The sequence below is a fragment of the Blastococcus sp. DSM 46786 genome, from assembly GCF_900109665.1.
In the GTDB taxonomy this organism is placed as follows: domain Bacteria; phylum Actinomycetota; class Actinomycetes; order Mycobacteriales; family Geodermatophilaceae; genus Blastococcus; species Blastococcus carthaginiensis.
In genome coordinates, this window is record NZ_FOAO01000023.1 from 34,226 (window position 1) to 59,735 (window position 25,510).

The 25,510-nt window shown below is 74.8% G+C and carries 24 protein-coding genes; 15 read left to right on the forward strand and 9 right to left on the reverse strand.

What is annotated here, in order from left to right:
• Positions 1–10 precede the first annotated feature (10 nt).
• Together BMW62_RS18670 and BMW62_RS18675 are read right to left on the reverse strand one after the other, a co-directional pair.
• The gene (locus BMW62_RS18670; protein WP_091934145.1) at positions 11–610 is read right to left on the reverse strand and encodes a tripartite tricarboxylate transporter TctB family protein; all 600 of its coding nucleotides are present in this window, start codon (positions 608–610) and stop codon (positions 11–13) included.
• On the reverse strand, positions 607–1,617 hold the full coding sequence (locus BMW62_RS18675; RefSeq protein ID WP_091934147.1) for a Bug family tripartite tricarboxylate transporter substrate binding protein: 1,011 nt from the start codon (positions 1,615–1,617) through the stop codon (positions 607–609). Before BMW62_RS18675 ends, BMW62_RS18670 begins: the two co-directional genes overlap by 4 nt.
• Before the next feature lie 131 nt (positions 1,618–1,748).
• Between BMW62_RS18675 and BMW62_RS18680 the strand changes: the two genes are divergently transcribed.
• The 9 genes from BMW62_RS18680 (at position 1,749) to BMW62_RS18720 (ending at position 12,643) form a co-directional block, all read left to right on the forward strand.
• Positions 1,749–2,642, forward strand: coding sequence for a LysR substrate-binding domain-containing protein (locus BMW62_RS18680; protein ID WP_091934150.1), 894 nt, complete (start codon positions 1,749–1,751; stop codon positions 2,640–2,642).
• A 146-nt stretch (positions 2,643–2,788) separates the two neighbouring features.
• Positions 2,789–3,703, forward strand: coding sequence for a 5-dehydro-4-deoxyglucarate dehydratase (kdgD, locus tag BMW62_RS18685; RefSeq protein WP_091934153.1), 915 nt, complete (start codon positions 2,789–2,791; stop codon positions 3,701–3,703).
• Between the two features lie 25 nt (positions 3,704–3,728).
• Positions 3,729–5,060, forward strand: coding sequence for an enolase C-terminal domain-like protein (locus tag BMW62_RS18690; RefSeq protein ID WP_091934155.1), 1,332 nt, complete (start codon positions 3,729–3,731; stop codon positions 5,058–5,060).
• Positions 5,061–5,077: 17 nt separating this feature from the next.
• Positions 5,078–6,250 carry an L-talarate/galactarate dehydratase gene (locus BMW62_RS18695; protein ID WP_091934158.1) on the forward strand — a complete coding sequence of 391 codons (1,173 nt, stop codon included), beginning with the start codon at positions 5,078–5,080 and terminating at the stop codon, positions 6,248–6,250.
• 22 nt (positions 6,251–6,272) lie between these two features.
• A complete protein-coding gene (locus BMW62_RS18700) occupies positions 6,273–7,793 on the forward strand; it encodes an aldehyde dehydrogenase (NADP(+)) (protein WP_091934161.1) in 1,521 nt (506 codons plus the stop codon).
• 69 nt (positions 7,794–7,862) lie between these two features.
• Positions 7,863–8,792, forward strand: a complete 930-nt coding sequence (locus BMW62_RS18705; RefSeq protein ID WP_091934164.1) for an AEC family transporter — start codon at positions 7,863–7,865, stop codon at positions 8,790–8,792.
• Positions 8,789–10,300, forward strand: coding sequence for a malate dehydrogenase (quinone) (gene mqo, locus BMW62_RS18710; protein WP_091934167.1), 1,512 nt, complete (start codon positions 8,789–8,791; stop codon positions 10,298–10,300). Before BMW62_RS18705 ends, mqo begins: the two co-directional genes overlap by 4 nt.
• On the forward strand, positions 10,297–11,715 hold the full coding sequence (locus BMW62_RS18715; protein ID WP_091934170.1) for an FAD-binding oxidoreductase: 1,419 nt from the start codon (positions 10,297–10,299) through the stop codon (positions 11,713–11,715). Before mqo ends, BMW62_RS18715 begins: the two co-directional genes overlap by 4 nt.
• A 187-nt stretch (positions 11,716–11,902) precedes the next feature.
• Positions 11,903–12,643, forward strand: coding sequence for an arginase family protein (locus tag BMW62_RS18720; RefSeq protein ID WP_170852463.1), 741 nt, complete (start codon positions 11,903–11,905; stop codon positions 12,641–12,643).
• Positions 12,644–12,663: 20 nt separating this feature from the next.
• On the opposite strand, the gene BMW62_RS18725 is transcribed toward BMW62_RS18720, so the two are convergent.
• Positions 12,664–15,213, reverse strand: a complete 2,550-nt coding sequence (locus BMW62_RS18725; protein ID WP_091934272.1) for a DEAD/DEAH box helicase — start codon at positions 15,211–15,213, stop codon at positions 12,664–12,666.
• A gap of 482 nt (positions 15,214–15,695) precedes the next feature.
• Between BMW62_RS18725 and BMW62_RS18730 the strand changes: the two genes are divergently transcribed.
• Positions 15,696–16,553 (forward strand): glucose 1-dehydrogenase, encoded by an 858-nt coding sequence (locus BMW62_RS18730; protein ID WP_170852464.1) that lies wholly within the window; start codon positions 15,696–15,698, stop codon positions 16,551–16,553.
• Between the two features lie 411 nt (positions 16,554–16,964).
• Here BMW62_RS18730 and mmuM read toward each other — a convergent pair whose 3' ends face one another.
• Entirely contained in the window at positions 16,965–17,861 is an 897-nt protein-coding gene (mmuM, locus tag BMW62_RS18740) for a homocysteine S-methyltransferase (protein ID WP_091934277.1), read from the reverse strand.
• Positions 17,862–17,893: 32 nt separating this feature from the next.
• Here mmuM and yidD point away from each other — a divergent pair, with 32 nt between their 5' ends.
• Positions 17,894–18,370, forward strand: coding sequence for a membrane protein insertion efficiency factor YidD (yidD, locus tag BMW62_RS18745; RefSeq protein ID WP_091934176.1), 477 nt, complete (start codon positions 17,894–17,896; stop codon positions 18,368–18,370).
• Between the two features lie 62 nt (positions 18,371–18,432).
• Positions 18,433–18,873 (forward strand): alternative ribosome rescue aminoacyl-tRNA hydrolase ArfB, encoded by a 441-nt coding sequence (gene arfB / locus BMW62_RS18750; protein ID WP_091934280.1) that lies wholly within the window; start codon positions 18,433–18,435, stop codon positions 18,871–18,873.
• A 16-nt stretch (positions 18,874–18,889) separates the two neighbouring features.
• On the opposite strand, the gene BMW62_RS18755 is transcribed toward arfB, so the two are convergent.
• Together BMW62_RS18755 and BMW62_RS18760 are read right to left on the reverse strand one after the other, a co-directional pair.
• On the reverse strand, positions 18,890–19,789 hold the full coding sequence (locus BMW62_RS18755; RefSeq protein WP_091934179.1) for an alpha/beta hydrolase fold domain-containing protein: 900 nt from the start codon (positions 19,787–19,789) through the stop codon (positions 18,890–18,892).
• 33 nt (positions 19,790–19,822) lie between these two features.
• Positions 19,823–20,485: a GNAT family N-acetyltransferase gene (locus BMW62_RS18760; RefSeq protein WP_091934182.1), complete on the reverse strand. Its 663-nt coding sequence runs from the start codon at positions 20,483–20,485 to the stop codon at positions 19,823–19,825.
• 112 nt (positions 20,486–20,597) lie between these two features.
• Here BMW62_RS18760 and BMW62_RS18765 point away from each other — a divergent pair, with 112 nt between their 5' ends.
• Positions 20,598–21,032 carry a nuclear transport factor 2 family protein gene (locus tag BMW62_RS18765; RefSeq protein ID WP_139206307.1) on the forward strand — a complete coding sequence of 145 codons (435 nt, stop codon included), beginning with the start codon at positions 20,598–20,600 and terminating at the stop codon, positions 21,030–21,032.
• A gap of 295 nt (positions 21,033–21,327) precedes the next feature.
• Here BMW62_RS18765 and BMW62_RS18770 read toward each other — a convergent pair whose 3' ends face one another.
• Both BMW62_RS18770 and BMW62_RS18775 read right to left on the reverse strand, forming a co-directional pair.
• On the reverse strand, positions 21,328–21,954 hold the full coding sequence (locus BMW62_RS18770; protein ID WP_091934188.1) for a LysE family translocator: 627 nt from the start codon (positions 21,952–21,954) through the stop codon (positions 21,328–21,330).
• Between the two features lie 178 nt (positions 21,955–22,132).
• Entirely contained in the window at positions 22,133–22,708 is a 576-nt protein-coding gene (locus BMW62_RS18775; protein WP_091934190.1) for a helix-turn-helix domain-containing protein, read from the reverse strand.
• Between the two features lie 68 nt (positions 22,709–22,776).
• On the opposite strand from BMW62_RS18775, the gene BMW62_RS18780 reads away from it, so the two are divergent.
• Positions 22,777–23,724 carry an NAD(P)/FAD-dependent oxidoreductase gene (locus BMW62_RS18780; RefSeq protein ID WP_091934283.1) on the forward strand — a complete coding sequence of 316 codons (948 nt, stop codon included), beginning with the start codon at positions 22,777–22,779 and terminating at the stop codon, positions 23,722–23,724.
• Complete coding sequence (locus BMW62_RS18785; protein ID WP_091934193.1) at positions 23,721–24,362, forward strand: class I SAM-dependent methyltransferase; 642 nt, start codon at positions 23,721–23,723, stop codon at positions 24,360–24,362. Before BMW62_RS18780 ends, BMW62_RS18785 begins: the two co-directional genes overlap by 4 nt.
• A gap of 206 nt (positions 24,363–24,568) precedes the next feature.
• Here the strand turns inward: BMW62_RS18785 and BMW62_RS18790 are convergent, their stop codons facing one another.
• The gene (locus tag BMW62_RS18790) at positions 24,569–25,360 is read right to left on the reverse strand and encodes a hypothetical protein (protein WP_091934196.1); all 792 of its coding nucleotides are present in this window, start codon (positions 25,358–25,360) and stop codon (positions 24,569–24,571) included.
• Positions 25,361–25,510: the final 150 nt, after the last annotated feature.

The window sequence follows — 25,510 nt, forward strand, 5'->3', positions numbered from 1 at the left end:
CGGGAACTCCCTAGAACAGGTGCGGGATCGGGACCGAGAGGGCCACGACGAAGATCAGGTAGAAGGCCACGACCACGGCCAGGCTGAGGGCGATCGACAGCCGCCAGCTCTCGCGGCCGAGGAAGCGCAGCCAGACGAACACCAGCGCGGTGGCCGGGATCTCGAAGCCGATCACGCCGATCGTCGCGACGAAGCCGACCATCGTGGCCACGCCGGCCACCACGAGCAGGCTGGCCCGGGTGAACTTCTCGGCGTCTGCCGTCCGGCGGGCCAGCGGCAGCAGGGCCAGGCCCAGGCCGGTCAGCACGACACCGATGAGGAAGGGCCAGGTGCCCCCGGCGGGGGCCGATGCGCTGCCGACGTTCTGGCCGAACGACCCGACGACCGTCGCGACGCCGAGGCAGACCACCACGAGGGCGATGACCACGTTCGCCACCGGGCCGGCCGGCTCCGGTCGCTCCTCGGCGGAGAGCTCCGCAGCGAGGTCGTCGGCGTCGGCGACGGTCGGGTCGTCGTGCAGCCGTTCGACGAGGTCCGCCGGGCCGGTCCCGGCGGCCGGGGGGCCGCCGGGACCGGTGGGGCGCTGCGCCCCGCCGGGGGCAGAGCTCACTGCGCTCCGCCGAGGTCGATGCCGTACTCCTCGACCACGCTGCGGTACTGCTCCAGGTTCTCGGTCCACCGCTGCTGCAGCTCCTCGCCGTCGATCTCGTTCGGCGTCAGCAGGTTGTTCTCGTTGAACTCCTGGTAGGAGTCGGTCTCGAACGCCGCCCGCGCTGCGTCGCGCAGCTGCTCGATGATCTCGTCGGGCGTGCCCTCCGGGGCGACCAGGGCCCGGGACTGCTGCACCGGGACGTCGTAGCCGGCCTCGATCGCGGTCGGGGTGTCCGGCAGGAAGGACGGGCGCTCCTCGGCGAAGGTCACGATCGGGGTCAGCTCGCCGCCCTCGATCCGCTCGATGGCCTCACCGAGCTGGATGGAGCCGACGTCGACCTGCCCGCCCAGGACGGCGGTGAGCGTCGGCGAGCCGCCGTCGAACGGGACGGCGGTGGCCTCGATGCCGGCCTGGTTGAACAGCAGCTCCTGCGACAGCTGGCTGCCGGTGCCGACCCCGGTGGTGCCGAAGGTGACCGGGCGGCCGGCGGCGGCGAGGTCCTCGACGGTGCTGAAGCCGGAGCCCGCCGCGGTGACGAGCACGTAGTCGTCGAGCGAGATGCCCGTGACGACCTCGTAGTCGTTGACGTCGACGGCCTCGTCCTCGGGGACGGCGAGCGGGGTGATGTACCCCAGGCTGCCGTTGAAGATCATCAGCGTCTGGCCGTCGGCGGCCTCCCCGGCGAGCTGCTGGGCGGCGAGCGCGCCGTTGGCGCCGGGGCGGTTCTCCACGGTGACCGCGACGCCGAGCTCGTCGGACATGCCCTCGGCGACGGCGCGCCCGATCAGGTCGGTGCTGCCGCCGGGGTCCTGGCCCACCAGGATCGTGATCGGACCGTCGGGGAAGGACTCCGCGTCGGCGGTGTCGTCGCCGCCGAGGTTGCCGCCGCAGGCGGTCAGGGCGAGGGCTGCAGCCACGCCGAGACCTGCCGCGGTCCCGCGGCGAACCCGGTTCGTCTGGGTCATCTGTGTCTCCTCGTCGAGAGCCCGGTCGGAGGGTTCCGACGCTGTGAGGGCGGTCACTGGTGCGGCGACTGTATGGGCGGCTTTTCATGCCTGTCCAAAACCGATGCTGCATTGATTGATACCTTGCCGGTATGGCGTTCACCCTGGAACAGCTCCGCGGTTTCGTCGCCGTCGCCGACGAACTGCACTTCGGTCGCGCGGCGGCTCGGCTGAAGATGACCCAGCCGCCGCTGAGCCGGCAGATCCAGAAGCTGGAGCGGGCCGTCGGTGCCCAGCTGCTCGAGCGGGACAACCGCCGGGTCACCCTGACGGCCGCGGGCGAGGTGTTCCTGACCGAGGCGCGGCGGCTGCTGGCGCTGGCCGACACGGCGCCCGAGGTCGCCCGCCGCGTCTCGTCGGGGTCCAGTGGCATCGTGCGGATCGGGTTCACCGCCGCCTCCACCTACGGCATCCTCGGCGGGCTGCTCAACGACCTGGCGCGCGAGCTGCCCGACGTCGACGTCGACCTCGCGGAGATGGTGACCCGCGAGCAGGTGGCCGGGCTGCTGGACGAGGAGATCGACCTCGGGCTGGCCCGCCCGCCCTTCGACGCGGAGAGCTTCGGGTCCCGGCTGCTGCACCGGGAGCCGATGCTCGTGGCCGCCCGCACCGGTCACCGGCTGCTGGAGCTGGGGCGCCCGGTGACGGCCGCGGACATCGGCGCGGAGCCGGTGGTCATGCACTCGCCCACGCGGGCCCGGTACTTCTACGACCTCGTGGTCGGCGTCGTGCCGGTGGCCTCGGAGAACGCCGTGCACGTCGTCAGCCAGGTGCTGACGATGCTCTGGCTGGTGGCCGCCGGCCGCGGCATCGCCTTCGTGCCGGCATCGGCGGCGCGGCTGCCGATCGAGGGGGTCGGCTTCGTGCGCCTGGCGACGCCGGTGCCCGAGCCGGTGGAGCTGCACCTGCTGTGGGCGCGGCAGTCGAGGAACCCCGCGCTGCGCCGCGTCCTGGAGGTCCTGGAGCGGCACACCGTCAGCGCGTGACGGTCACAGTCGATGCCCTGGAGGCATCGCGCGATGCGAAACCGCTCTTGGACATGCATCGTCATTCGTTCCTACCGTGACGTCGACCACCGCAGTGTGCGCCACCGAGCGTCGAGATGCGGACCCGTCGGACCCGAGGAACCACCGTGACGCTGCTGCCCCCGGACGCTCTCGCTGACCGGTTGAAGTCCGGCCTGCTCTCCTTCCCGGTGACCCACTTCGACGCCGACCTGCAGTTCGACGAGACGCGGTACCGCGCGCACCTCGCCTGGCAGTCGAGCTTCGACGTGGCCGGGCTGTTCGCCGCCGGCGGCACCGGCGAGGGGTTCTCGCTCACATCCGAGGAGATGGACCGGGTCGTGCGCGCCGCGGTCGACGAGGTCGCCGGTGCGGTCCCGGTCATCGCGCCGGCCACCGGCGGGACCGCCGTGTCGGTGGCCCAGGCCCGCGCGGCGGAGGCCGCCGGCGCCTCGGGCCTGCTGCTCTTCCCCCCGTACCTGACCGAGGCCAGCCAGCGCGGGCTCGTCGAGCACATCAGCGCCGTCTGCCGGGCCACCGAGCTGGGCGTCATCGTGTACAGCCGGGCCAACGCCGTGCTCAGCGACGTCACGGTCGCCGAGGTGGCCGAGCGCAACCCCAACCTGATCGGGCTCAAGGACGGCATCGGCGACATCGAGCAGATGACCCGCACCTACGCCCGCGTCGGCGACCGGCTCATCTACGTCGGCGGCCTGCCCACCGCCGAGACCTTCGCCCTGCCGCTGCTGGAGCTGGGCGTGACCACGTACTCCTCGGCGCTGTACAACTTCCTGCCGGAGTTCGCCCTGAAGTTCTACGCCGCCGTGCGCGCCCAGGACCGGGCCGCCGTGTACGGCATGCTCAACGACTTCGTGCTCCCCTACATCGACATCCGCGACCGCTCGAAGGGGTACGCGGTGTCGATCGTCAAGGCGGGGCTGACCGCCGTCGGCCGCGACGGCGGACGGGTCCGCCCGCCGCTCACCGACCTGTCCGAGACCGAGCTCGCCGAGCTGACGACTCTCGTCTCCAAGGTCTCCTGAGACCACGGACGGAGGAGGAGGACCGATGACCGGTCGCACGCCCACGGTCGCCGCCGTCGAGGTGGTCCCCGTCGCGGGGCACGACAGCATGCTGCTCAACCTCAGCGGCGCGCACGGCCCGTTCTTCACCCGCAACATCGCGATCGTCACCGACAGCGAGGGCCGGACCGGTGTCGGCGAGGTGCCCGGCGGCGAGGCCATCCGGCGGACGATCGAGGACGCAGGCAGGCTCCTCACCGGCCGGCCGGTGGCCCACCACGGCCGGCTGCTGCGCCAGTTGGCGGCCACGTTCGCCGACCGGGACGCCGGCGGCCGGGGGCTGCAGACCTTCGACCTGCGGACGACGATCCACGCCGTGACCGCGCTCGAGTCGGCGCTGCTGGACCTGCTGGGCCAGCACCTCGGGGTGCCCGTCGCCGAGCTGCTGGGGGAGGGGCAGCAGCGCGACGCCGTGCCGATGCTCGGCTACCTCTTCTACGTCGGGGACCGCACGGCGACCGACCTGCCCTACCTGGCCGAGGCCGATCCGGCCGACGACTGGGAGAAGCTGCGCCGGGAGCCGGCCCTGACGCCCGAGGCAGTCGTCGCCCTGGCCGAGGCGGCCCAGGCCCGGTACGGGTTCACCGACTTCAAGCTCAAGGGCGGCGTGCTGGCCGGGAGCGAGGAGGTCGCCGCCGTGCGGGCGCTGGCCGAGCGTTTCCCCGAGGCCCGGGTCACCCTGGACCCGAACGGCGGCTGGCTGCTCGCCGAGGCGATCGAGCTGTGCCGCGACCTGCACGGGGTGCTGGCGTACGCCGAAGACCCGGTCGGCGCCGAGGGCGTCTACTCCGGCCGGGAGACCATGGCCGAGTTCCGCCGCGCCACCGGGCTGCCCACGGCGACCAACATGATCGCCACCGACTGGCGGCAGATGGCCCATGCGATCCGGTCGAACGCCGTCGACATCCCGCTGGCCGACCCGCACTTCTGGACCATGCGCGGCTCGGTCCGGGTCGCCCAGCTGTGCCACGAGTTCGGGCTCACCTGGGGCTCGCACTCGAACAACCACTTCGACGTGTCGCTGGCGATGTTCACCCACGTCGGGGCCGCGGCGCCGGGGGAGATCACCGCGCTGGACACGCACTGGATCTGGCAGGACGGCCAGGCGCTCACCCGGCAGCCGCTGCAGATCCGCGACGGAGCCATCCGGGTGCCCGCGGCCCCGGGCCTCGGCGTCGAGCTCGACCGCGACGCGCTCGCGGCGGCGCACCAGCTCTACCTCGAGCACGGCCTCGGGGCCCGCGATGACGCCGTCGCCATGCAGTACCTCGTCCCCGGCTGGGCGTTCGACCCCAAGCGCCCCTGCCTCGTCCGCTGACCGCTCCGGAGGAACCCGTGACCACCACCGTGCCCGTCCTGCGACCCAGCAGCGCACCGGCGGTCCTCGACCGCATCGAGTCGGTCGCGCTCTCCTCGGTGACGCTGCCGCTGGCCGACCCGATCAGCGACGCGAAGGTCTTCACCGGCCGACAGCGTCCGATGACCGAGGTCGCGTTCCTGTTCGCCGAGATCCGCACCGAGGCCGGGTTCGAGGGGGTGGGCTTCAGCTACTCCAAGCGCGCCGGTGGCCCGGCCCAGTTCGCCCACGCCCGCGAGGTCGCCCCCGACCTGATCGGTGAGGACCCCAGCGACATCGGCCGGCTGTGGACCAAGCTCGTGTGGGCCGGCGCCTCGGTGGGCCGCAGCGGCGCCTCCACCCAGGCGATCGCCGCGATCGACGTCGCCCTGTGGGACCTCAAGGCCAAGCGCGCCGGCCTGCCGCTGGCCAAGCTGCTGGGCGCCCACCGCGACTCGGTCCGCTGCTACAACACCTCCGGCGGCTTCCTGCACGAGTCGGTCGAGCAGGTCAAGGACAACGCCACGCGGACGCTGGAGAGCGGCGTCGGCGGGATCAAGATCAAGGTCGGGCTGCCGGACTCGGCCGAGGACCTGCGTCGGGTGCGTGCCGTGCGCGAGCACCTCGGCGACGGCGTGCCCTTCATGGTGGACGCCAACCAGCAGTGGGATCGGCCGACGGCGATGCGGGTGAGCCGCCGGCTCGAGGAGTTCGACCTCGTCTGGATCGAGGAGCCGCTGGACGCCTACGATGCCGAGGGCCACGCGGAGCTGGCCCGTTCGCTGGACACCGCGATTGCCACCGGGGAGATGCTCACCAGCGTGGCCGAGCACGCCGAGCTGATCCGGGCCGGGGCGGTGGACATCCTCCAGCCCGACGCGCCGCGGATCGGCGGCATCACGCAGTTCCTGAAGCTCGCCACCCTCGCCGACCAGGCGAACCTGCAGCTCGCGCCGCACTTCGCCATGGAGATCCACGCCCACCTGGCCGCCGCCTACCCGCGCGAGCCGTGGGTGGAGCACTTCGACTGGCTGCACCCGCTGTTCAACGAGCGGCTGGAGACCCGCGACGGCCGGATGCACATCTCCGACCGGCCGGGCCTCGGCATCACGCTGACCGAGCAGGCCCGCGCCTGGACCGTCGACCGCGTCGTCGTCGACGCGGCCCGCTGACCCGCACCCCGTGGAGGAACCCATGCCCGTTGACGTCGTCAGCACCGACCCCCGCACCGGCGAGGCCGTCGAGGTGGTCGCGCAGGAGACCACCCCGGCCGAGGTGGACCGCCTCTGCGCGGCGGCGCTGGACGCCGCGCCGGCCCTCGACGAGCTCGGCCGGGTCGGCCGCGCCGCCCTGCTGCGTGAGCTGGCCGACGCGCTGGAGGCCCGGCGGGACGACGTCGTCGCCGTCGCCGACCGGGAGACCGCCCTCGGCACCACCCGGCTGAACGGCGAGCTCACCCGCACTTGCTACCAGCTGCGGCTGTTCGCCGAGGTGCTGGAGGAGGGCAGCTACCTGGAGGCCGCCGTCGACCACGCCGGTGACAGCCCGATGGGCCCGCGGCCGGACCTCCGGCGGATGCTCGTGCCGATCGGCCCGGTCGCCGTCTTCGGTGCCAGCAACTTCCCGCTCGCCTTCTCCGTGCCCGGTGGCGACACGGCGTCGGCGCTGGCCGCGGGCTGTCCCGTCGTCATCAAGGCGCACGGCTCGCACCCGGCGACGTCGCAGCTGGTGTTCGAGGTGCTGGCGGAGGCCGCGGGCACGGCCGGCGCCCCCGACGGCACCCTCGGCATCGTGCACGGCCTGCAGGCCGGCGCCGACCTCGTCGCCCACCCCGCGATCCGCGCCGTCGGCTTCACCGGCTCGGTCAACGGCGGGCGCGCGCTGCTGGAGATCATCGAGCGGCGTCCCGACCCGGTGCCGTTCTTCGGGGAGCTGTCCAGCCTCAACCCGCTGGTCGTCACCCCGCAGGCCGCCGGCGAGCGCGGCGAGACGATCGGCCGCGAGCTGGTCGGCTCCTTCACCCTGGGCGGCGGCCAGTTCTGCACCAAGCCGGGGCTCGCCTTCGTGCCCGCCGGCCCCGAGGGCGACCGCGTGGTCGAGGCGATGGCCGATGCGGTGCGGACCGCGGCGGCGCCGGTGCTGCTCAACGAGGGCATCGCCGGCTCCTACGGCCGCATCTCCGACGGCCTGGCGGCCGCGCCGGGCGTCGAGGAGGTCGCCCGCGGTGAGCAGCCGTCGGGTGCCGGCTTCGCGGCCACCCCGATGCTGCTCACCACGTCGGCGCGCGAGCTGCCGGCCGAGGTCACCGAGGAGTGCTTCGGCCCGGTGAGCGTGGTGGCCCGCTACGACGGCGAGGCGGAGCTGTTCGCCGCCTTCGACGCGCTGCCCTCCTCGCTCACCGCCACGGTCCTGCGCGGCGAGGGGGAGACCGACCTGCCGCTGGCGGTCTCCCAGCAGCTGCGCACCCGGGCCGGCCGCATCATCTACGACGCCTACCCGACCGGCGTCGCCGTCTCCTGGGCCCAGCACCACGGCGGCCCGTGGCCGTCGACGAACTCACAGCACACCTCGGTGGGGACGACGGCCATCCGCCGCTTCCTGCGCCCGGTGACCTGGCAGGGTGCCCCGGCGGAGGTGCTGCCCGAGGAGCTCACCGACGGCTACGACCGCATCCCGCGGCGGGTCGACGGGCAGCTGCAGCTGCCCCGTGGCTGACCGGGTCGCCCTCGTCGCCTCCGGGTGCGCCACGGCCCTGGCCCGCGCGGTGGAGGCGGAACTGCACCGGTGAGCGGGGTGCTGGGCGGTTTCGCGGCCCTGGCCGCGGTGATCGCCGTGGGCTGGGCCGTGGGGCGTTCCGGGATCCTGGGCGGGGACGCGCCGGGCATCCTGTCCCGGCTGTCGTTCTTCGTGGCCACCCCGGCGCTGCTCTTCCTCACCCTGGGCCGCGCCGACACGGGGACGGTCGCCTCGCTGGCGCTCGTCGCCACGGCGGGCGGCGCCGTCGCGACCGCGCTGCTGTACGCCGGCCTGGCCTGGTGGCGGTGGCGGCTGCCCGCCGCCCAGCTCACCGCCGGCGCGTTGTCGTCCTCCTACGTCAACGCCGGCAACCTCGGCGTCCCGGTGGCGGTGTACGTCGTCGGGAATGCCTCCTACGTGGCGCCCGTCCTGCTCTTCCAGGTGCTGGTCATGGCCCCCGTGGGGCTCGCCGTGCTGGCCGCCTCCCGGTCCGACCGGCAGCAGGCCCCGGCCTGGTGGCAGCTGGTCCTCGCCCCGCTGCAGACGCCGGTCGTCATCGGGTGCGCGCTCGGCCTGCTGCTCGCGGTGAGCGGTCTCGACCTGCCCCCGGTGGTGATGCAACCGGTCGAGCTGATCGCGGCGCTGGCGGTGCCCGCCGCGCTGCTGGCCTACGGGATGACGCTGCACGGTGCACCCCGGCCGGCCGTCGGTGCGCTCGCCGGTCAGGTCTGGCTGGCCGTCGCCCTGAAGACCCTGGTCATGCCGGCCGTCGCCTACGCCCTGGGCCGCTGGGTCGCCGGGCTCGAGGGCCTGGCGCTGCTCGCGGTCACGGTGACCTCCGCGCTGCCCACCGCGCAGAACGTCTTCGTCTACGCCGCCGCCTACGACCGCGGCACGCTGCTGGTCCGCGACGTGATCCTGCTCAGCACCGTGCTGTCGGTGCCCGTCCTCGTCGGCATCGCCGTGCTGCTGGCATGAAGGGAGCCACCGTGGAGAGCGAGAAGTTCGACGCCGTGCTCGTCGGCGGGGGCGTCATGAGCGCGACCCTCGCGGCGCTGCTCGGCGAACTGGAGCCGGGGTGGCGGATCGCCGTCGTCGAACGGCTGGCGGAGGCCGGGCTGGAGAGCTCCGGCGCCTGGAACAACGCCGGCACGGGCCATGCCGGGCTCTGCGAGTTCAACTACACGCCGCGCCGGGCCGACGGCTCGGTCGACGTCACGCGCGCCGTGGAGATCGGGGAGCAGTTCACCGCCTCGCTGGTGTTCTGGGCGCACCTGGTCGCCGCCGGCCGGATCGGCCCGCCGCGGGACTTCGTCCGCCCTCTGCCCCACCTCGGGCTCGGCCGCGGGCCGGACGGCGTGGCGCACCTGCGGGCGCGCTGGGAGGCGCTGCGCGGGCACCCGCTGTTCGCCGGCACGGAGTGGAGCGACGACCGCGCGGTGCTCGCGGACTGGCTGCCGCTGGTGTTCGGGGACCGCCCCGACGACGGCCCCGTCGCCGTCACCCGCTCGGCACAGGGCACCGACGTCGATTTCGGCGTCCTCACCCGGCAGCTGCTCGCGGCGCTGCGGGCGCGCGGCGGCGTCGTCGCGCTGGGGCACGAGGTGACCGGCCTGGCACGGGCCGGCGGCGCCTGGTCGGTGGACGTCCGGGAGGTGGCGACGCGAGAGCCGCGCCGGCTGCGAGCCCCCTGGGTCTTCGTCGGGGCGGGCGGTGCGACGCTGCCGCTGCTGCAGCGCGCCCGCGTCCCCGAGGTGCGCCGGTACGGCGCCTTCCCGATCAGCGGGCTGTTCCTGCGGACCGCGCGCCCCGACCTGGTGGCAGCCCACCGCGCCAAGGTCTACGGGCACGCGGCGCCGGGGGCGCCGAGCATCTCGGTCCCGCACCTGGACCACCGCACCGTCGACGGCCGCGAGCACCTGCTGTTCGGTCCCTTCGCGGCCTTCTCCCCGCGGTTCCTCCGCACCGGACGGCGCAGCGACCTCCTCCGCTCGGTCCGGCCGGGCAACCTGCCGGTGCTCGCCGCGTCGGCCCGGGACAACCGGTCGCTCATGGCCTACCTGGTGCGGCAGCTCGCCCAGACGCCCCGCGGCCGGCTCGACGCCCTGCGGGCCTTCGTCCCCTCGGCGGAGGCCGGCGACTGGGAGCTGGTGCCCGCCGGGCAGCGGGTGCAGCTGCTGAAGATGTCCGGCGGACGTGGCGCGATGGTGGGGTTCGGCACCGAGGTCGTCACCTCGGCCGGGGGATCGCTCGCCGCCCTGCTCGGCGCGTCCCCGGGGGCCTCCACCGCGGCCGCGACGATGGTCGACGTGCTCGCGGCGAGCTTTCCCGGGCGCATGGCGCGGTGGGCCCCGCGGCTGCAGGAGGTCGCCGCCGCGGGTCCGGGACGGCCGGACGCGGCCGAGCTGCTGGGGCGGGCCGAGGCGGCCCGCCGGGTGCTGGACCTGGACCCAGCCGCCCACGACCGACGGAAGGACCCCGCATGACCACCTCCGCACTCCTCGAACGGCTCCGCGCGCTGGTCGGGGACGCCGGCCTGGTCACCGATCCGGGGCAGCTGGCCGGCTACCTCAGCGACTGGCGCGGCGCGTACTCGGGCAGCGCCGCGGCCGTCGTCCGACCGGGGACGACCGAGGAGGTGGCCGAGGTCGTGCGCGCCTGCGCCGAGGAGGGGGTCGCCGTCGTCCCGCAGGGCGGTAACACGGGTCTGTGCGGCGGCGCGGTGCCCGACGCGTCCGGCCGGCAGGTGGTCGTCTCGCTGGACCGCATGCGGCGGGTGCGCGCCGTCGACCCGGTCGACCAGACGATCACGGTGGAGGCCGGCGTCGTGCTGCAGGCCGTGCAGGAGGCGGCCGCTGCCGAGGGCTGCCTGTTCCCGCTCTCCCTGGGGTCGGAGGGCAGCTGCACCATCGGCGGCAACCTGTCCACGAACGCCGGAGGCACCGCGGTGCTGCGGTACGGGACCATGCGCGACCTCACGCTCGGACTCGAGGTGGTGCTGCCCGACGGCCGCGTCTGGAACGGCCTGCGCGGGCTGCGCAAGGACAACACCGGCTACGACCTCAAGCAGCTGTTCATCGGCGCCGAGGGCACGCTCGGCCTGGTGACGGCGGCGGTGCTCAAGCTGTTCCCGGCCGTCCGCAGCCGGGCGACGGCGTGGGTGGCCGTGGGCTCGGCGCAGGCGGCCGTGGACCTGTTCGGCATCGTGCGCGGGCTCTGCAGCGACCGGCTGACCGGCTTCGAGATCATGTCCCGCCAGAGCGTGGAGTTCGTGCTGCGGCACGGCTCGGGTGCGCGCGACCTCTTCGGGGCCGTCCACCCCTGGTACGTGCTCGTGGAGCTGAGCGACACGCTGCCCGACGCCGGCCTGGACGGGCTGCTCGAATTCGTCCTCGGCGGGGCGTTCGAGCGGGGGGTGGCGGACGACGCGGTCGTGGCGTCCGGCTCGGCGCAGGTCGCCGCGCTGAGGGCCCTGCGGGAGGGCATCTCGGAGGCCCAGAACTTCGAGGGCCCCAGCCTCAAGCACGACGTGACGGTGCCGGTCAGCAGCATCCCGGCGTTCGTCGAGCGGACCGACGCGGCGTTGCGGGCGGCCGTGCCGGGCATCCGGATCGTCGCCTACGGCCACGTCGGTGACGGCAACCTGCACTACAACCTGAGCAAGCCGGTGCACTCCGACGACGACGCCTTCCGGCAGCGGGCCGACGAGCTCGCCCGCGTCGTCTACGACTCGACGAGCAGCTTCGGGGGCAGCATCAGCGCCGAGCACGGCCTCGGGCAGTCCAAGCGCGACGTCATCGCCGACTACAAGGACGACCTCGAGCTGGAGTTGATGCGCGGCGTCAAGCAGCTGCTCGACCCACGCGGGCTGATGAACCCGGGCAAGGTGCTGCCCGGCTGACGGGGGTTCGGGCAGCACGGGTGCCGAGCCCCCCGGGAGACTGGCTCGGTGGCGTCGGTGCGGCCCCCGGTCCGGTTGCTCGGGGTGCCGTACGACTCCGGGCAGCGCGACCGCCGCATGGGAGCCGGGCCCACCGCCCTGGCCGCCGCCGGCGCGGCCGAACGGCTGCGCCGGCGGCGGCCACGAGGTGACCGAGCAGGTCGTCGAGCCCACCTCGTCGTGGCATGTCGAGCTGCGCACCGCCTTCGAGCTGGACCGGCTGGTGGCCACCGCGGCCGCCGAGGCCCTCGCCGCCGGGCAGGTGCCCCTCTTGCTGGCCGGCAACTGCAACACCACCCTCGGCGTGCTGGCGGCCCTGACCGGCACCTCCCGCCGGATCGGCCTCGTGTGGCTCGACGCGCACGGCGACTTCAACACCTCCGAGACCGACACTTCCGGCTTCCTCGACGGCCAGGGCCTGGCGCTCGCCGTGGGGCGCTGCTGGAGCGCGCTGGCGGCGGGCATCCCGGGCTTCCGCCCGCTCGCGGAGCCCGACGTGCTGCTGATCGGCGACCGGGACCTGACCGAGGCCCAGCAGGCGGTGCTGCGCGACGCCGGGCTCACCTGGCTGCCGCCCGGGCGCGCCCGCGACGCCGGGGCCGTGGCCGACGCCGTGGCCGCGCTGGGCGACCGCGTGGACGCCGTCCACTTCCACGTCGACCTGGACGTGCACGACCCCTCGGTCGCCCCGGCGAACACCTACGCCGCGGACGACGGGCTCAGCGCCGACCAGGTGCACGCGGTGCTGGCCGCCACCGCAGCCCGCGTCCCCGTGGTCTCCGGCGCGCTGGCCTCCTGGGACCCGGGCTGCGACGTCGAGGGCCGGATGCTCGGCACGGCGCTGGACCTGCTCGAGGCGATCGCCGGGGCGGCGGTGCCGTTGCGCTGACGGCCACGAGCGACGCCTGATCAGTCCTTGCGGCCGGCGTCGACCAGGCGGATCACCGCGGCACCTTCCTCGTCCGAGGCCTCGAGGTCGACCTCGACGTCGAAGCCCCAGTCGTGGTCGCCCGCGGGGTCGTCGACGATCTGCCGCACCCGCCAGATCCCCGGCTCGGTCTTGTCCCAGATGAGCAGCGCCGGGCCGCGGGCGTCGCCGCCGGTGCGCACCTCGTCGTGCTCGGCGAAGTAGGCCTGCACCACCTCGCCCCACCGGTCGGCGTCCCAGCCGGAGCCCTGGTCGAGCTCGCCGAGGTCGTACCAGCGGCGGCGGGCCCAGAGCTCGACGCGGCGGAACAGCGCGTTGCGCACCATCGCGGTGAAGGCCCGCTCGTTGCCCGTCAGCGGCCGCGGCCGGGCGGGGACGGCGACCTCGGCCACCGGGCCGTCGTCCGGGTTCGTGAGCTGCTCCCACTCGTCGAGCAGGCTGGAGTCCACCTGGCGCACCAGCTCGCCGAGCCACTCGACCAGGTCGGTGACCTCCTCCGTGCGCGCCGCCGCGGGCACGCCCGAGCGCAGCGCCTTGAAGGCGTCGGAGAGGTAGCGCAGCACCGCGCCCTCGGCCCGGGTGAGGCCGTAGGTGTTGACCAGCTCGCGGAAGGTGAACGCCCGCTCCCACATCTCGCGCACGACCGACTTCGGCGACAGGTGCGCGTCCGCGGCCCACGGGTTGCTCTGCCGGTAGACCTCGTAGGCGTGCCCGAGGAGCTCCTCCAGCGGTTTGGGGTAGCTGATCTCCTCGAGCAGCTCCATCCGCTCGTCGTACTCGATGCCCTCGGCCTTCATCTGGGCGACGGCCTCGCCCTTGGCCTTGTTCAGCTGGGCGGCCAGGATCTGGCGCGGGTCGTCGAGGGTCGCCTCGATGACGCTGACGACGTCCAGGGCGTACGTGTCGGATGCCGGGTCGAGCAGGTCGATGGCGGCCAGCGCGAAGGTGGACAGCGGCTGGTTCAGCGCGAAGTCCGGCGGCAGGTCGAGGGTCAGGTCGTAGCGGCGGCCGTCCGGCTCGGGCTCGGGCAGCCGCTCCAGGACGCCGGCCTGCAGCAGCGAGCGGGCGATGCCGATGGCGTCGCGGATCAGCCGCAGCTGCTTCGTGCGCGGCTCGTGGTTCTCGGTGAGCAGCCTGCGCATGGCCACGAACGGGTCGCCCGGCCGGTCGACGACGTCGAGCACCATCGCCGTCGTCACCCGCATGTGGCTGGTCAGCTTCTCGGGCTCGCCCTCGACCAGCCGGTTCATCGACGACTCGCTCCAGGGCACCATGCCCTCGGGCACCTTCTTGCGCACCAGCTTGCGGCGCTTCTTCGGGTCGTCGGCCACCTTGGCGAACTGCTTGAGGTTCTCCACCTCGTGCTCCGGCGCCTGGATGACGACGGTGCCGGCGGTGTCGTAGCCGGCCCGGCCCGCCCGCCCGGCGATCTGGTGGAACTCGCGCACCTGGAGCAGCCGGGTGCGGGTGCCGTCGTACTTGGAGAGCGCGGAGAAGACGACGGTCCGGATCGGCACGTTGATGCCCACGCCCAGGGTGTCGGTGCCGCAGATGACCTTGAGCAGCCCGGCCTGCGCCAGCTGCTCCACCAGCCGCCGGTACTTGGGCAGCATGCCGGCGTGGTGCACGCCGATGCCGTGGCGGACCAGCCGCGACAGCGTCGTCCCGAAGGCGGACGAGAAGCGGAACCCGCCGATCATGTCCGCGATCGCGGCCTTCTCCTCCTTGCTGCACACGTTCACGCTCATCAGCGCCTGGGCGCGTTCGAGTGCGGAGGCCTGGGTGAAGTGGACGACGTAGACCGGCGCCTGCTTGGTGTCCAGCAGCTCCTGGATGGTCTCGTGCATCGGCGTCGTCGCGTAGTAGTGGTGCAGCGGCACCGGGCGGACGGCGTTGGCGACCAGCGCCGTCGGCCGGCCGGTGCGGCGGGTCAGGTCCTCCCGCAGGGAGGTGACGTCGCCGAGCGTGGCGCTCATCAGCAGGAACTGCGCCCTCGGCAGCTCCAGCAGCGGCACCTGCCAGGCCCAGCCGCGGTCCGGGTCGCCGTAGAAGTGGAACTCGTCCATGACCACGAGCCCGATGTCGGCCTCCGGCCCCTCGCGCAGCGCGATGTTGGCGAGCACCTCGGCGGTGCAGGCGATGATCGGGGCGTCCCGGTTGACCGCGGCGTCGCCGGTCAGCATGCCGACGTTCTGCGCGCCGAACACCCCGCAGAGCGCGAAGAACTTCTCGCTCACCAGGGCCTTGATCGGCGCCGTGTAGTAGCTGCGCCGGCCGGCGGCCAGGGCCGCGTACTGGGCGCCGGTGGCGACCAGCGACTTGCCGGAACCGGTCGGCGTGGCCAGGACGACGTTGGCGCCGCTGACCAGCTCGATCAGCGCCTCCTCCTGGGCCGGGTAGAGCACGGTGCCGCGGGCCTCGGCCCAGGCGGCGAAGGCGGCGAACAGCGCGTCGGGATCGCCACCGGTCGCGCGCAGCGCGGAGAGGTCGGCGGGGTCCTCGAGCAGGGGAGGGGCGGCGGTCGTGGTCATCAGGTGCACCAGCGTGCCCGACGGGCTCCCGCTTCCCCGGACCCAGGGCCGGGGTCCCTTCCGTGTCCGGCGGACGATAACGATCCGGTAACGAGAGCTCCGGATGTGTGTGACATGCGCCGTAACCGGAGAGGAAGGTGAACAACAGGTGAACGGAAGGTGGCTGAGACCATGCGTGAGCGTTTCTGCCCGGAATGCCGGTGGACCGTTGTGACCGACCCCGCGGGCCGTCGCCGGCTCGAGATGCGCTGGGTGCCGCTCGGCGCCGCGGCGGCCCACAGCCCGGTGGCGCGCGCCGCCTGAGAAGGGCCACGGTCTCCCGACCCGGGCGGGAGGAGAGGTGCACACCGACGTGCGCCTCCCCTCCCGCCCGGGTCGTGTGCTGTGCGGGTCCGGCGTCCGGGTCCGTCGCGGTTCCGGGTGTGGGAGGGCGGGTAGGCCGCCCCCGCCGCGAGCCGATCCCGACCAGGAAGGTGGACCCCGTGTCCGAACCCCGTCCCGACTCCCAGCCCGCCCAGCAGCAGAGCACCCCGGGCACGCTCGGCGAGATGACGCCGAAGCCGGACCACGGCGAGGAGAGCTACCAGGGCTCCGGGAAGCTGACCGGCAAGGTCGCCGTGATCACCGGTGGCGACAGCGGGATCGGCCGCGCCGTCGCGATCGCCTTCGCCCGCGAGGGCGCCGACGTCCTCATCTCCTACCTCGACGAGCACGAGGACGCGCAGGACACCGCCAAGTACGTCGAGCGGGCCGGTCGGAGGTGCGTGCTCGTGCCGGGGGACGTCTCCGACCGGGCGCACGCCAAGACGATCATCCCGAAGGCGGTCGAGGAGTTCGGCCGGATCGACGTCCTGGTCAACAACGCCGCGTTCCAGATGAGCCACGACTCGCTCGAGGAGATCAGCGACGAGGAGTGGGACCACACGCTCGCGACGAACCTCTCGGCGATGTTCACCCTCTGCAAGGACGCGATCCCGCACATGCAGTCGGGTGCCTCGATCATCAACTCGTCGTCGGTGAACAGCGACAACCCCAGTCCGCAGCTCATCGCCTACGCCATGACCAAGGCGGCGATCGCCAACTTCACCGCGTCGCTGGCGCAGCTGTACGGAGAGAAGGGCATCCGCGCCAACAGCGTCGCGCCCGGACCGGTCTGGACGCCGCTGATCCCCTCGACGATGCCCGAGGAGAAGGTGGAGAGCTTCGGCGGCAACACCCCGCTCGGGCGGGCGGGGCAGCCGGCCGAACTGGCGCCGGTGTACGTGCTGCTGGCCAGCGACGCGGCGTCCTACGTCTCCGGGGCCCGCGTCGCCGTCACGGGCGGCCGCCCCATCCTGTGACCCCCGGCGACGATCAGCTGACCTGATCCAACTGCGTCCTCCCTCACCGCCCACCGCGAGGGAGGACGCTCCACGATCAGGTGGGGCTGATCGTGGAGCGGTGCGTGGCCGCCGGCTGCACGGGCCCGCATCATCGCGGTCTCGCCGCGGGTCCAGGCGCGGGCGGCTTCGATCGCCGCGCGGGGCCGGTGATCGTCGGGACGCACCGCCTCGAAGAGCGCGAGGACGTGCTCCGCGCACGAGGCCGCCCACCGGGCGAGGAGGTGGTGATCGGCGTCGGTGAGGGTTCCGCCACGGCGGATGGTCACGAATCGAGGGTCCCGGACCGCCGGCAGGATCATGGTGGCAACGTCTACCACCGGCTCCGCGCCGGGGACGTCCCTCCCGCTCCCGCGGTACCGCACGCGTCGATCAGGACAGTGCGCGGGTGAGGCCGGCCAGGTGCTGCGGCCGGACCCGGCAGCAGCCACCGATCAGCCGCGCGCCGTCCGCGATCCACCCGGGGACGGCGTCCGGGGCGATCCCCGGGCTGCCGGTCCACCCCCGCGCGACGGCGTCCCAGCCCTCGCCGCTGTTCGGATAGGCGACGACCGGCTTCCCGGTGCGGGACGCCTGGGTCACCGCGGGGCCGACGGCGGACGGCGCCGTGCAGTTGACGCCGACCGCGATCACGGCGTCGACGTCCGCGGCCATCGCGAACACCTCGGACGCCGGCTCGCCCCGCCGGGTGCGGACCACGCCGTCGTCGTCCACCACCGTGGTCAGCGACAGCCACACCGGCACGCCGAGCGCCTGCGCCTCCAGCAGCAGCGCCTCGGCCTCCGCGGCCGCGGGCACCGTCTCGCAGGCGAGCACGTCGGCCCCGGCCTCGGCGAGCAGCTCCATGCGCGGCCGGTGGAAGGCGCGCAGCGCGGCGACGCCGACCGTGGCCGCGTAGGCCCCGGTGTACTCCGAGCCGTCGGCGAGCATCGCGCCGTAGGGGCCGACCGAGCCGGCGACCCAGCCCTCGCCCTGCCCTTCCCGGGCCAGCGCGACCGACGACGCGATCAGCCGCCGCGCCTCGGCTGCGCCCACGCCCGCGGCGGCGAACCCCTCGACCGTCGCCTGGTAGCTCGCCGCCGTCGCCACCTGGGCGCCGGCCGCGGCGAACGCGGCGTGCGCGGCCACGATCGCCGCCGGGTCGTCGCGCAGCAGCCGGGCGGACCACAGCGCGGAGGAGACGTCGTGCCCTCGCGCCTCGAGCTCGGTGGACAGGCCGCCGTCCAGAACGACCGGTCCGGCAGCGAGCGCAGCGGCGAGATCGGGCATGGCGACCATCCTCCCGCGGTACCTGCGCACCCATGGTCTTCATCTGGAGCAGTGGCTGGGGTCCCCGCCGTCGCAGGCCGCGTTCCGGCGGCTACCGCGGGCACTACGCCGGGCACTACGGGCGCGGCCCCGGCTACGGCCACGGCCGCCGCCGGCGCGACGACTCGTGCCTGCGCGACCTGCTGTTCCTCAACACCGGCTGCTGCCTGGCCAACGCCATCGGCTGCGGGATGGACCTGCTGCTGGTCGCGCCCCGCTCGCTGCCGGCGATCCGTGCGGGGCAGCGGGGAAGCGGCGCCGCGGCGCGGCTCGTCGCGGGCGTCCGCTACTACCAGTGGGAGATCAGCCCGCGGCGCCGGCCGTGCTGCCGGTACACCCCCACCTGCTCGGCGTACGCGATCGAGGCGCTGGAGGCCCACGGCGCCCCGCGCGGCTCCTGGCTGGCGGTCCGCCGGCTCGTGCGCTGCCGGCCCGGCGCCGCCGGTGGTGCCGACCCGGTACCGGCCTGACCCCGCGCTGCCGCGCCCTCGCCTACGGTCGGCCGGTGAACCGCGTCGGCCAGACTGTGCCGGTGCCCGGGACCGACGACGCCTCCGGTGACCTGCCGGTCACCGGGTCCCTCGTCGTGCCCGCGGCCGCCCAGTCCTGGCGGTTCTCCCGCAGCTCGGGGCCGGGCGGGCAGGGCGTCAACACCGCCGACTCGCGGGTCGAGCTCTCGGTGCGCCCGCTCGACCTGCCGGGGCTGACAGACCCGCAGCGGGCGCGGCTGGCGTCCCGGCTCGGCAGCCGGCTGGTCGACGGCGTCCTCACCGTCGCCGCCAGCGAGCACCGCCAGCAGTTGCGCAACCGGCAGGCGGCCCGCGAGCGGCTGGCCGCGGTGCTGCGGGCCGCGCTGGCCCCGCCGGCGCCGGCGCGGCGGCGCACCAAGCCCACGCGGGGCTCCCAGGAGCGCCGGATCTCGGCGAAGAAGCAGCGCGGTCAGCTCAAGAAGCAGCGCCGGAACTGGGACTGACGGGAGCCCCGCCGCGTCAGCCGGCGAGGACCTCGGCCATCACCCGCCGGGCCCGCCGGCCCTCGGGCACCGGCAGCAGCGGGTGCACGTGCACCAGGCCCTCCTCCTCGTGGTGGTCGACCGGCACACCGGCCGCGCGGGCGCGCTCGACCAGCAGCCGGGTGTCCGGGCTGGTGATGTCGCGGGTGCCGCTGAACACGGTCAGCGGGCCGAGCCCGGCCGGCTCCCCGAAGAGCGGGCTGACCAGCGGGTCGGTCAGCGGCAGGTCGCCCCGCCAGAGCTCGATCGCCGCCCGGGTGCCGGGGCGGGCCAGCCAGGGGTCCGTCGGCTCGACGACGTCGATCTCGGGGTTGGCCAGGGTCAGGTCCAGCGCGGGGGAGACGAGCACGGTCCGGTGCAACGGTGGCACCCCCCGCTCGCGGAGCAGCAGCGCGGCGGACAGCGCGATCTGGCCGCCGGCCGAGTCGCCCATCGCGGTGACCCGCCCGGCGCCGTGCCGGTCGACCAGCGCGGCGATCAGGTCGGCCACCTGGGGCACCACCGTCGCCGCCGTCCCCACGGGCGCCAGCGGGTAGACGGGCACGGTGATCGCGGTGCCGCTGCGGGCGGCGAGCCGGGCGACCAGCCGCCAGTGCAGGGGGTGGATCTGGTTCACCCAGGCGCCCCCGTGCACGTAGACGGCGGCGCGGTCCGGCGTCCGGTCCCGGGGCAGGACGTGGTAGACCGGCCAGCCGGTGGCGTGGTGGACGTCCACCTCGACCTCCACCGGGCCGAGCCCGCGGGGTGGCCCGTACGGCACCGGGCGCAGCAGGCGGTCCTGCACTCCCTGCAGCAGCAGCTCCGGGCGCTCGAACTCCCGCCGGAAGCGGAGCAGGCGGAGCAGCGGGGGCAGCAGGCGGCCGGCAGGGCTGGGCACGGGACCTCCGGGATCGGGGGGTCTGGGAAGCGGTCAGCTGAGCGACAGCGGTTCGCGCACGAGCACCCACAGCGGCAGCTCGTCGTCGCTGGTGCGGGTGGTCTCGGTGACCTGGAAGCCGAAGCCGCGGAAGAAGCGCACGTTGGCCCAGCCGAACACCGCCGCTGCGGCCGGCGTCCTCTCCGCGTCGCAGCGCACCACCACCGGCGCGAGCACGGCGGCGGCCAGCCCCCTGCGCCGGGACGACGGCCGCACACCCAGGTGCCGCAGCCGCCAGTGCGGCCGGTCGGGCAGCGCCGCGGTGACCAGCGCCTCGGTCTCGGCGACCACCCGGGCCCGGCCGGCCGACAGGTAGGGCAGCTCGCGGGCCAGGGCGCCCCGCACGTCGTCGGGCAGGGGGCGGGTGCCGGGCGCGCCGGCCGGGGGCTCCCAGACGGCGACGGCGTCGCGGTCCTCGGTCACCCAGGCGGTGCCGGTGGCCACCCCGCGGTGCGCGGCGTCGAGCTCGTGGAGCCGGGTGAGCCGCTGCATGCGGCCGTCGTCCGGCAGCGCCCACCGGGTCCAGCGGGAGTCGGCCAGCGCGACGGTGAGGGTAGCGGCGATCGCCGGGACGTCGCGCTGCTCGGCCACCCGGACGTCGGGGCCGGGTTCGTCGGGGTCGTCGATCCGCCGGACTATCGGGCCTGGGGGAGTCACCCCCGAATCCCACCACGGCCGCCCGTACCGTCGACGGCGGCCGTGGTGGGCCGTGATCGGGACCGTGCCTCCACCCGTGCGCGATCTCCGCAGCCGCACCACACGCGAGGTCATGGCTTCCCACCTCGAGCACCGCCGCACCGGCGACCTCGAGGCCGACCTCGAGGCCGACCTCGCCGAGAACTACCACCCCGAGGTCGTGGTCCTCTCCGCCCGCGAGGTGTTCCGCGGCCATGACGGCGTGCGCGCCTCGGCCCACCGGCTGTGGCGGGCCGCCGCCGAGGGCACCTGTTCCTACGGCTACGTGCTGGCCGACGAGCGCATGGCGATGCTCGAGTGGGCCGGGCGCAACCCGCAGTTCGACATCCGGTGCGGGATCGACTCCTACCTCGTCGAGGACGGCTGGGTCACCGCCCAGACGATCCACTACCGGGTGGAGGACGCCGGGCTGTCGGCCGCCGGTGCGCTCCGCGTCCCGCCGGACCAGGTGGAGGTGCACGCGGTCGACGACCCGGCCCGCATGCCCGGTCTCGCCGACGGCACCTGACCGGAGCGCGCCCGCCCGCCGCCGCACACCGGCCCGGCGGGCGCCGTGAGGTGAACGGAACCAGCGTTGACGCCGGGGTCGACGCGGGGAAACGACGGTGACCCACTCTCGTCCCGTGTCCGCACCCGCCTCGCCTCCCGCCGCCGTCCCGGGTGTGCGGTCCTCACGGACGGCGAGCACCCACTGCCCCTACTGCTCGCCGCAGTGCGGGATGGCCGTGACCGCCCGGCCACCGGCGCGGCACCGATCCGCCTCTCCCCGTGCGCGAGGAGGACGGCGCCCTGGTGGTCGAGGTCTAGGTGCGCTCGGTGGCCAGGCGCACGGAGAACCCGAGCATGGCCAGGCCGGTGGCCGTGTCCAGCGCGCGGCGCACCCGGCGCCGCGCGAGCCACCGCCGTGCCCGGCCGAGGACGAGCACGAGAACGACCAGCCACACCAGCCCCACGACCGCATGGGTGCCGGCGAACAGCACGAGCGGTGCGGTCGCGGCGTCGGGCCCGAGGAACTGGGGGAGCACGGCCAGGTAGAACACCAGCACCTTGGGGTTGGTGATGTTGGACAGGAAGCCCTGCCGCCAGCCGCGCACCGCTGTCCCCGGCGCAGCCCGCCCGCCCTCGACCGCGGGATAGTCACCGCGCAGTGCGGAGCGCAGCGCCTGGACCCCGAGCCAGGCCAGGTAGGCGATCCCGGCCCAGCGGATCGCCTGGAACAGCGGTTCGACCCGCACGATCACCGCGGCCAGCCCCGCGGCGGCGGCTGCGCCCTGGACCAGGTTGGACGTGGTGACGCCCACGGCGGCCCACCAGCCCCGTCGCCGGCCGCCGACCAGTGCGTTCCGCACGACGACGGCGAAGTCCGCGCCGGGCACGAGCACCAGGAGCGTCGCCAGCCCCAGGAAGGAGAGATACGCCGGCCAGTCCACGGGCGCGACTGTAGGAGACCTGGGCGTGCCGATCCCGGCGGCCACGGCGTCCGGGCAGCGGCCGCCTGCGCGCGATCGGCCTCAGCGCTCGCCGTTCCCGGACGGTGTGCGCAGACGCGCAGTTCCAAGAGCGCACTCGCCCTGCGCATCCGCGCACAGCGTTCCGCGGTGCGGCGCCTCAGGCCGGCCGGGCGCGGACGTGCATGCGCTCGCCCTGAGGGCCGACCAGGATGAGGGTCTCCGCCGGCTCGGCGAACGGGTTGGAGAAGGCGTGCGGCACGCGGGTGTCGAACTCGACGACCTCGCCGGGGCCCAGCACGAAGTCGCGCGACCCGAGCAGCAGCCGGATCCGCCCGGACAGCACGTAGAGCCACTCGTAGCCCTCGTGCACCTTCTGGTCGGTGTTGCCGACCTGCCACCGCGGCGGGAACAGCTGCTTGTACGCCTGCAACCCGGTGCCGGGCTGCCGCGTCAGCGGAACCATCGTCATGCCGTCGCGCTCCACGGGGTGCCCGTGCACCCGCGGGTCGGCCGGCGCCTGCGCGTCGACGAGGTCGTCCAGGGCGACGCCGTATGTCCGTGCCAGCGGCAGCAGGAGCTCGAGCGTCGGCCGGCGGCCACCGGACTCCAGCCGCGACAGCGTGCTCACCGAGATGCCGGTGTCCTCGGCGATCTCGGTGAGGGTGCGCCCGCGTTCGGTGCGCAGCGCCCGCAGGCGGGTGCCGACGTTCTGCAGGACGGCGTCGTCGGTCATGTCGAGGAGTTTGCCACTTCGGCAACGCTGTTTGCCAGCGGGTGAGCGCCGGGGCGACAGTGGGCGCCATGGACGAGCGGTACGACGTGGTGGTCATCGGAGGCGGCGCGGCGGGGCTGAGCGGAGCGCTCACCCTGGCCCGCGCCCGGCGCAGCGTGCTGGTGGCGGACGCGGGCGAGCCCCGCAACGCCCGCGCCGGGCACGTGCACAACTACCTCGGCCGGGAGGGCGCGCCTCCCGCCGAGCTGTACGCGATCGGCCGGGGCGAGGTCGAGGGCTACGGCGGCGCGGTCGTGCCCGGCCGGGTCGTGCACCTGCGGCGCGAGGACGACGGGTTCCGGGTCACCCTCGAGGGCGGCGGATCGGTGCGCGCCCGCCGGCTGCTGCTGGCCACCGGGCTCACCGACGAGCTGCCCGCGCTCCCGGGCGTCGACGAGCGGTGGGGGAGCACGGTGCTGCACTGCCCCTATTGCCACGGCTGGGAGGTGCGCGACCGGGCCGTCGGCATCGTGAGCACCGGCCCGATGGGCGCCTACGCGGCGCAGCTCTGGCGGCAGTGGACCGACGACGTGGTCCTCTTCGTGCACACCGGCGCGGAGCCCACCGAGGAGGAGTGCGAGCGGCTGGACGCACGCGGGGTCCGCATCGTCCGCGGCGAGGTGGCGGGGCTGGAGGGCGCCGCCGCCGTCCGGCTGGCCTCCGGCGAGCTGGTCGAGCGGGACGCCGTCGTCGTCGCGCCCCGCTTCGTCGCCAACGCCGAGCTGCTCGCCGACCTCGGCGCCGTGCCGGTGCCGGTGGAGATGCACGGCGCGGTCATGGGCACCCACCTCCCCGCCGACCCGACCGGGCGCACCGACGTGCCGGGCGTGTGGGTGGCCGGGAACGCCGGTGACCTGAGCGCCCAGGTGATCGTCGCCGCGGCCCAGGGGCTCCGGGCCGGGGCCATGATCAACGCGGACCTGATCGAGGAGGACACCCGGGCCGCGGTGTCCCGGCGGCGGGAGGTGGCGGCGTGAGGGCCACCGACCGCGAGACCTACGACGAGCTGTACCGGTCGGCACCGGCGGTGTGGAGCGGGCGGCCCAACCGGCAGCTCGTCGTCGAGGCGGCCGGGTTGCCGGCCGGCACCGCGCTGGACGCCGGCAGCGGCGAGGGCGGTGACGCCCTGTGGCTCGCCGAGCGGGGCTGGCGGGTCACCGCGGTGGACTTCTCGCCCGTGGCCCTGCAGCGCGGCGCCGCGGCGGCGAGGGCACGGGGGCTGGCGGACCGGGTCGAGTGGGTGCACGCCGACCTGGAGGAGTGGACGCCGCCGCAGGGCGGCTTCGACCTGGTCACGGCGCACTACCTGCACGCACGGAGCGCCGGCGAGCGCACGGAGTTGTTCCGGCGGTTGGCCGCGGCGGTGGCGCCCGGCGGGACGCTGCTCGTCGTCGGGCACCTGCTCGACGCGGCCGCCGCGCATCACCACGGAACCGGGCACCTGGACCCCGCGGTCTTCTACCGCGCCGAGGACGTCGCGGCGGTGCTCGACCCGGGGGAGTGGTCCGACGTCGTCACCGGGGTCCGCGAGCGGGACCACGGGGCGGCGGAGCGGACCGGCAACCCGGTGCCAGACACCGTGCTCGTCGCACGCCGGACATCGAGGGCGCGGTAGCGCAGGGGTCGGAGCTCGCCGAGGGCCCGGCGGCGGTGCGCCTCCTCGGCCAGCTGGCGCGCGGCGACGACGGCTGCGCTGTCCGGCCGCTCGTGCTGGCTGACGGGCATGGCGGGCTCCCTCCGGTGTCCTCTACCGGGGAAGACGTGCCGGGGAGGGCGGATCGCACCGGCGCGTAGATCACGAATCGGTCACGATCCGGCGGGTCAGCTGCGCGGGAGGCCGAGGTCGGCGAGCGCGGCGGCCACCGCGTCCTCGCGGAGCACCTCGAGCACGAGCAGCCGGTGCACCAGCACCCCCCGGCGGGTGAGCCGCAGATCGGCCATCCGGAGGCGGGGCAGCGCGGCGCCGCCGGGGCGCGGCTGGGCCGGCGGCGGGTCGAGGAGGCCGGTGCGCTGCAGCTCGGCGACGTCCTCCTGCGCGCCCCACGCCGTCCAGCCGCGGGGGTCGTCGTCCAGCGGCGTCATGGGCAGCGGCACGCGGTCCCGGCGGCCGACGGCGGCCAGCAGCGCGAGCTGCCGCCAGCTGAGCGCGCCGGCCAGCCGCAGCGCGCGGCCGACCAGCCCGGGGTCGATGTCGGGGGAGACGGCCACCTCGGCCAGCAGGTAGCCGAGGTGGCGCACCCGGCGCTCGTCGGTGGAGGTGCGGGCGGCGAGGAGCACCGCCTCGGTGAGCTCGTCGGCGACGGGGCGGTTGCCGGGGCGGTCGTCGAGGAAGCCGTCGCCACGCACCGCCCGGCCGGCGCGGTGCACCGTGACCGCGTGCTCCACCGCGAAGGCGAGCGCGGCGCCGGCCCGCACCCGCTCGCGCCCCTCCGACAGGCCGGCGGCGTCCGCCGCGGCCCGCCGGAGCACCGCCGCGAAGCGGTCGTGCACCTGCACCCGGGCGGCCGCGGGCTCGAACACCACCGTCGCCGCGGCGGCGCTCATCGACCCCGCCACCGGCGCTCCGGCCTCGACGAGGGCGCGCCCGGTGCTGGTCTCCTCGGCTGCGGTCACCCGGCGATCTTCGTCGGTCCGGAGGCCCGGCTGCACCCCGGGACGGGACCGCCTCACCCGCTGGGGCCACGGATCGGGGCACGGGCCCGACCACCGAGGAGGGCCGGGCCCGGTGGCCGGTCGGACGCCGGTGCGCTGCATCAGCGTGCC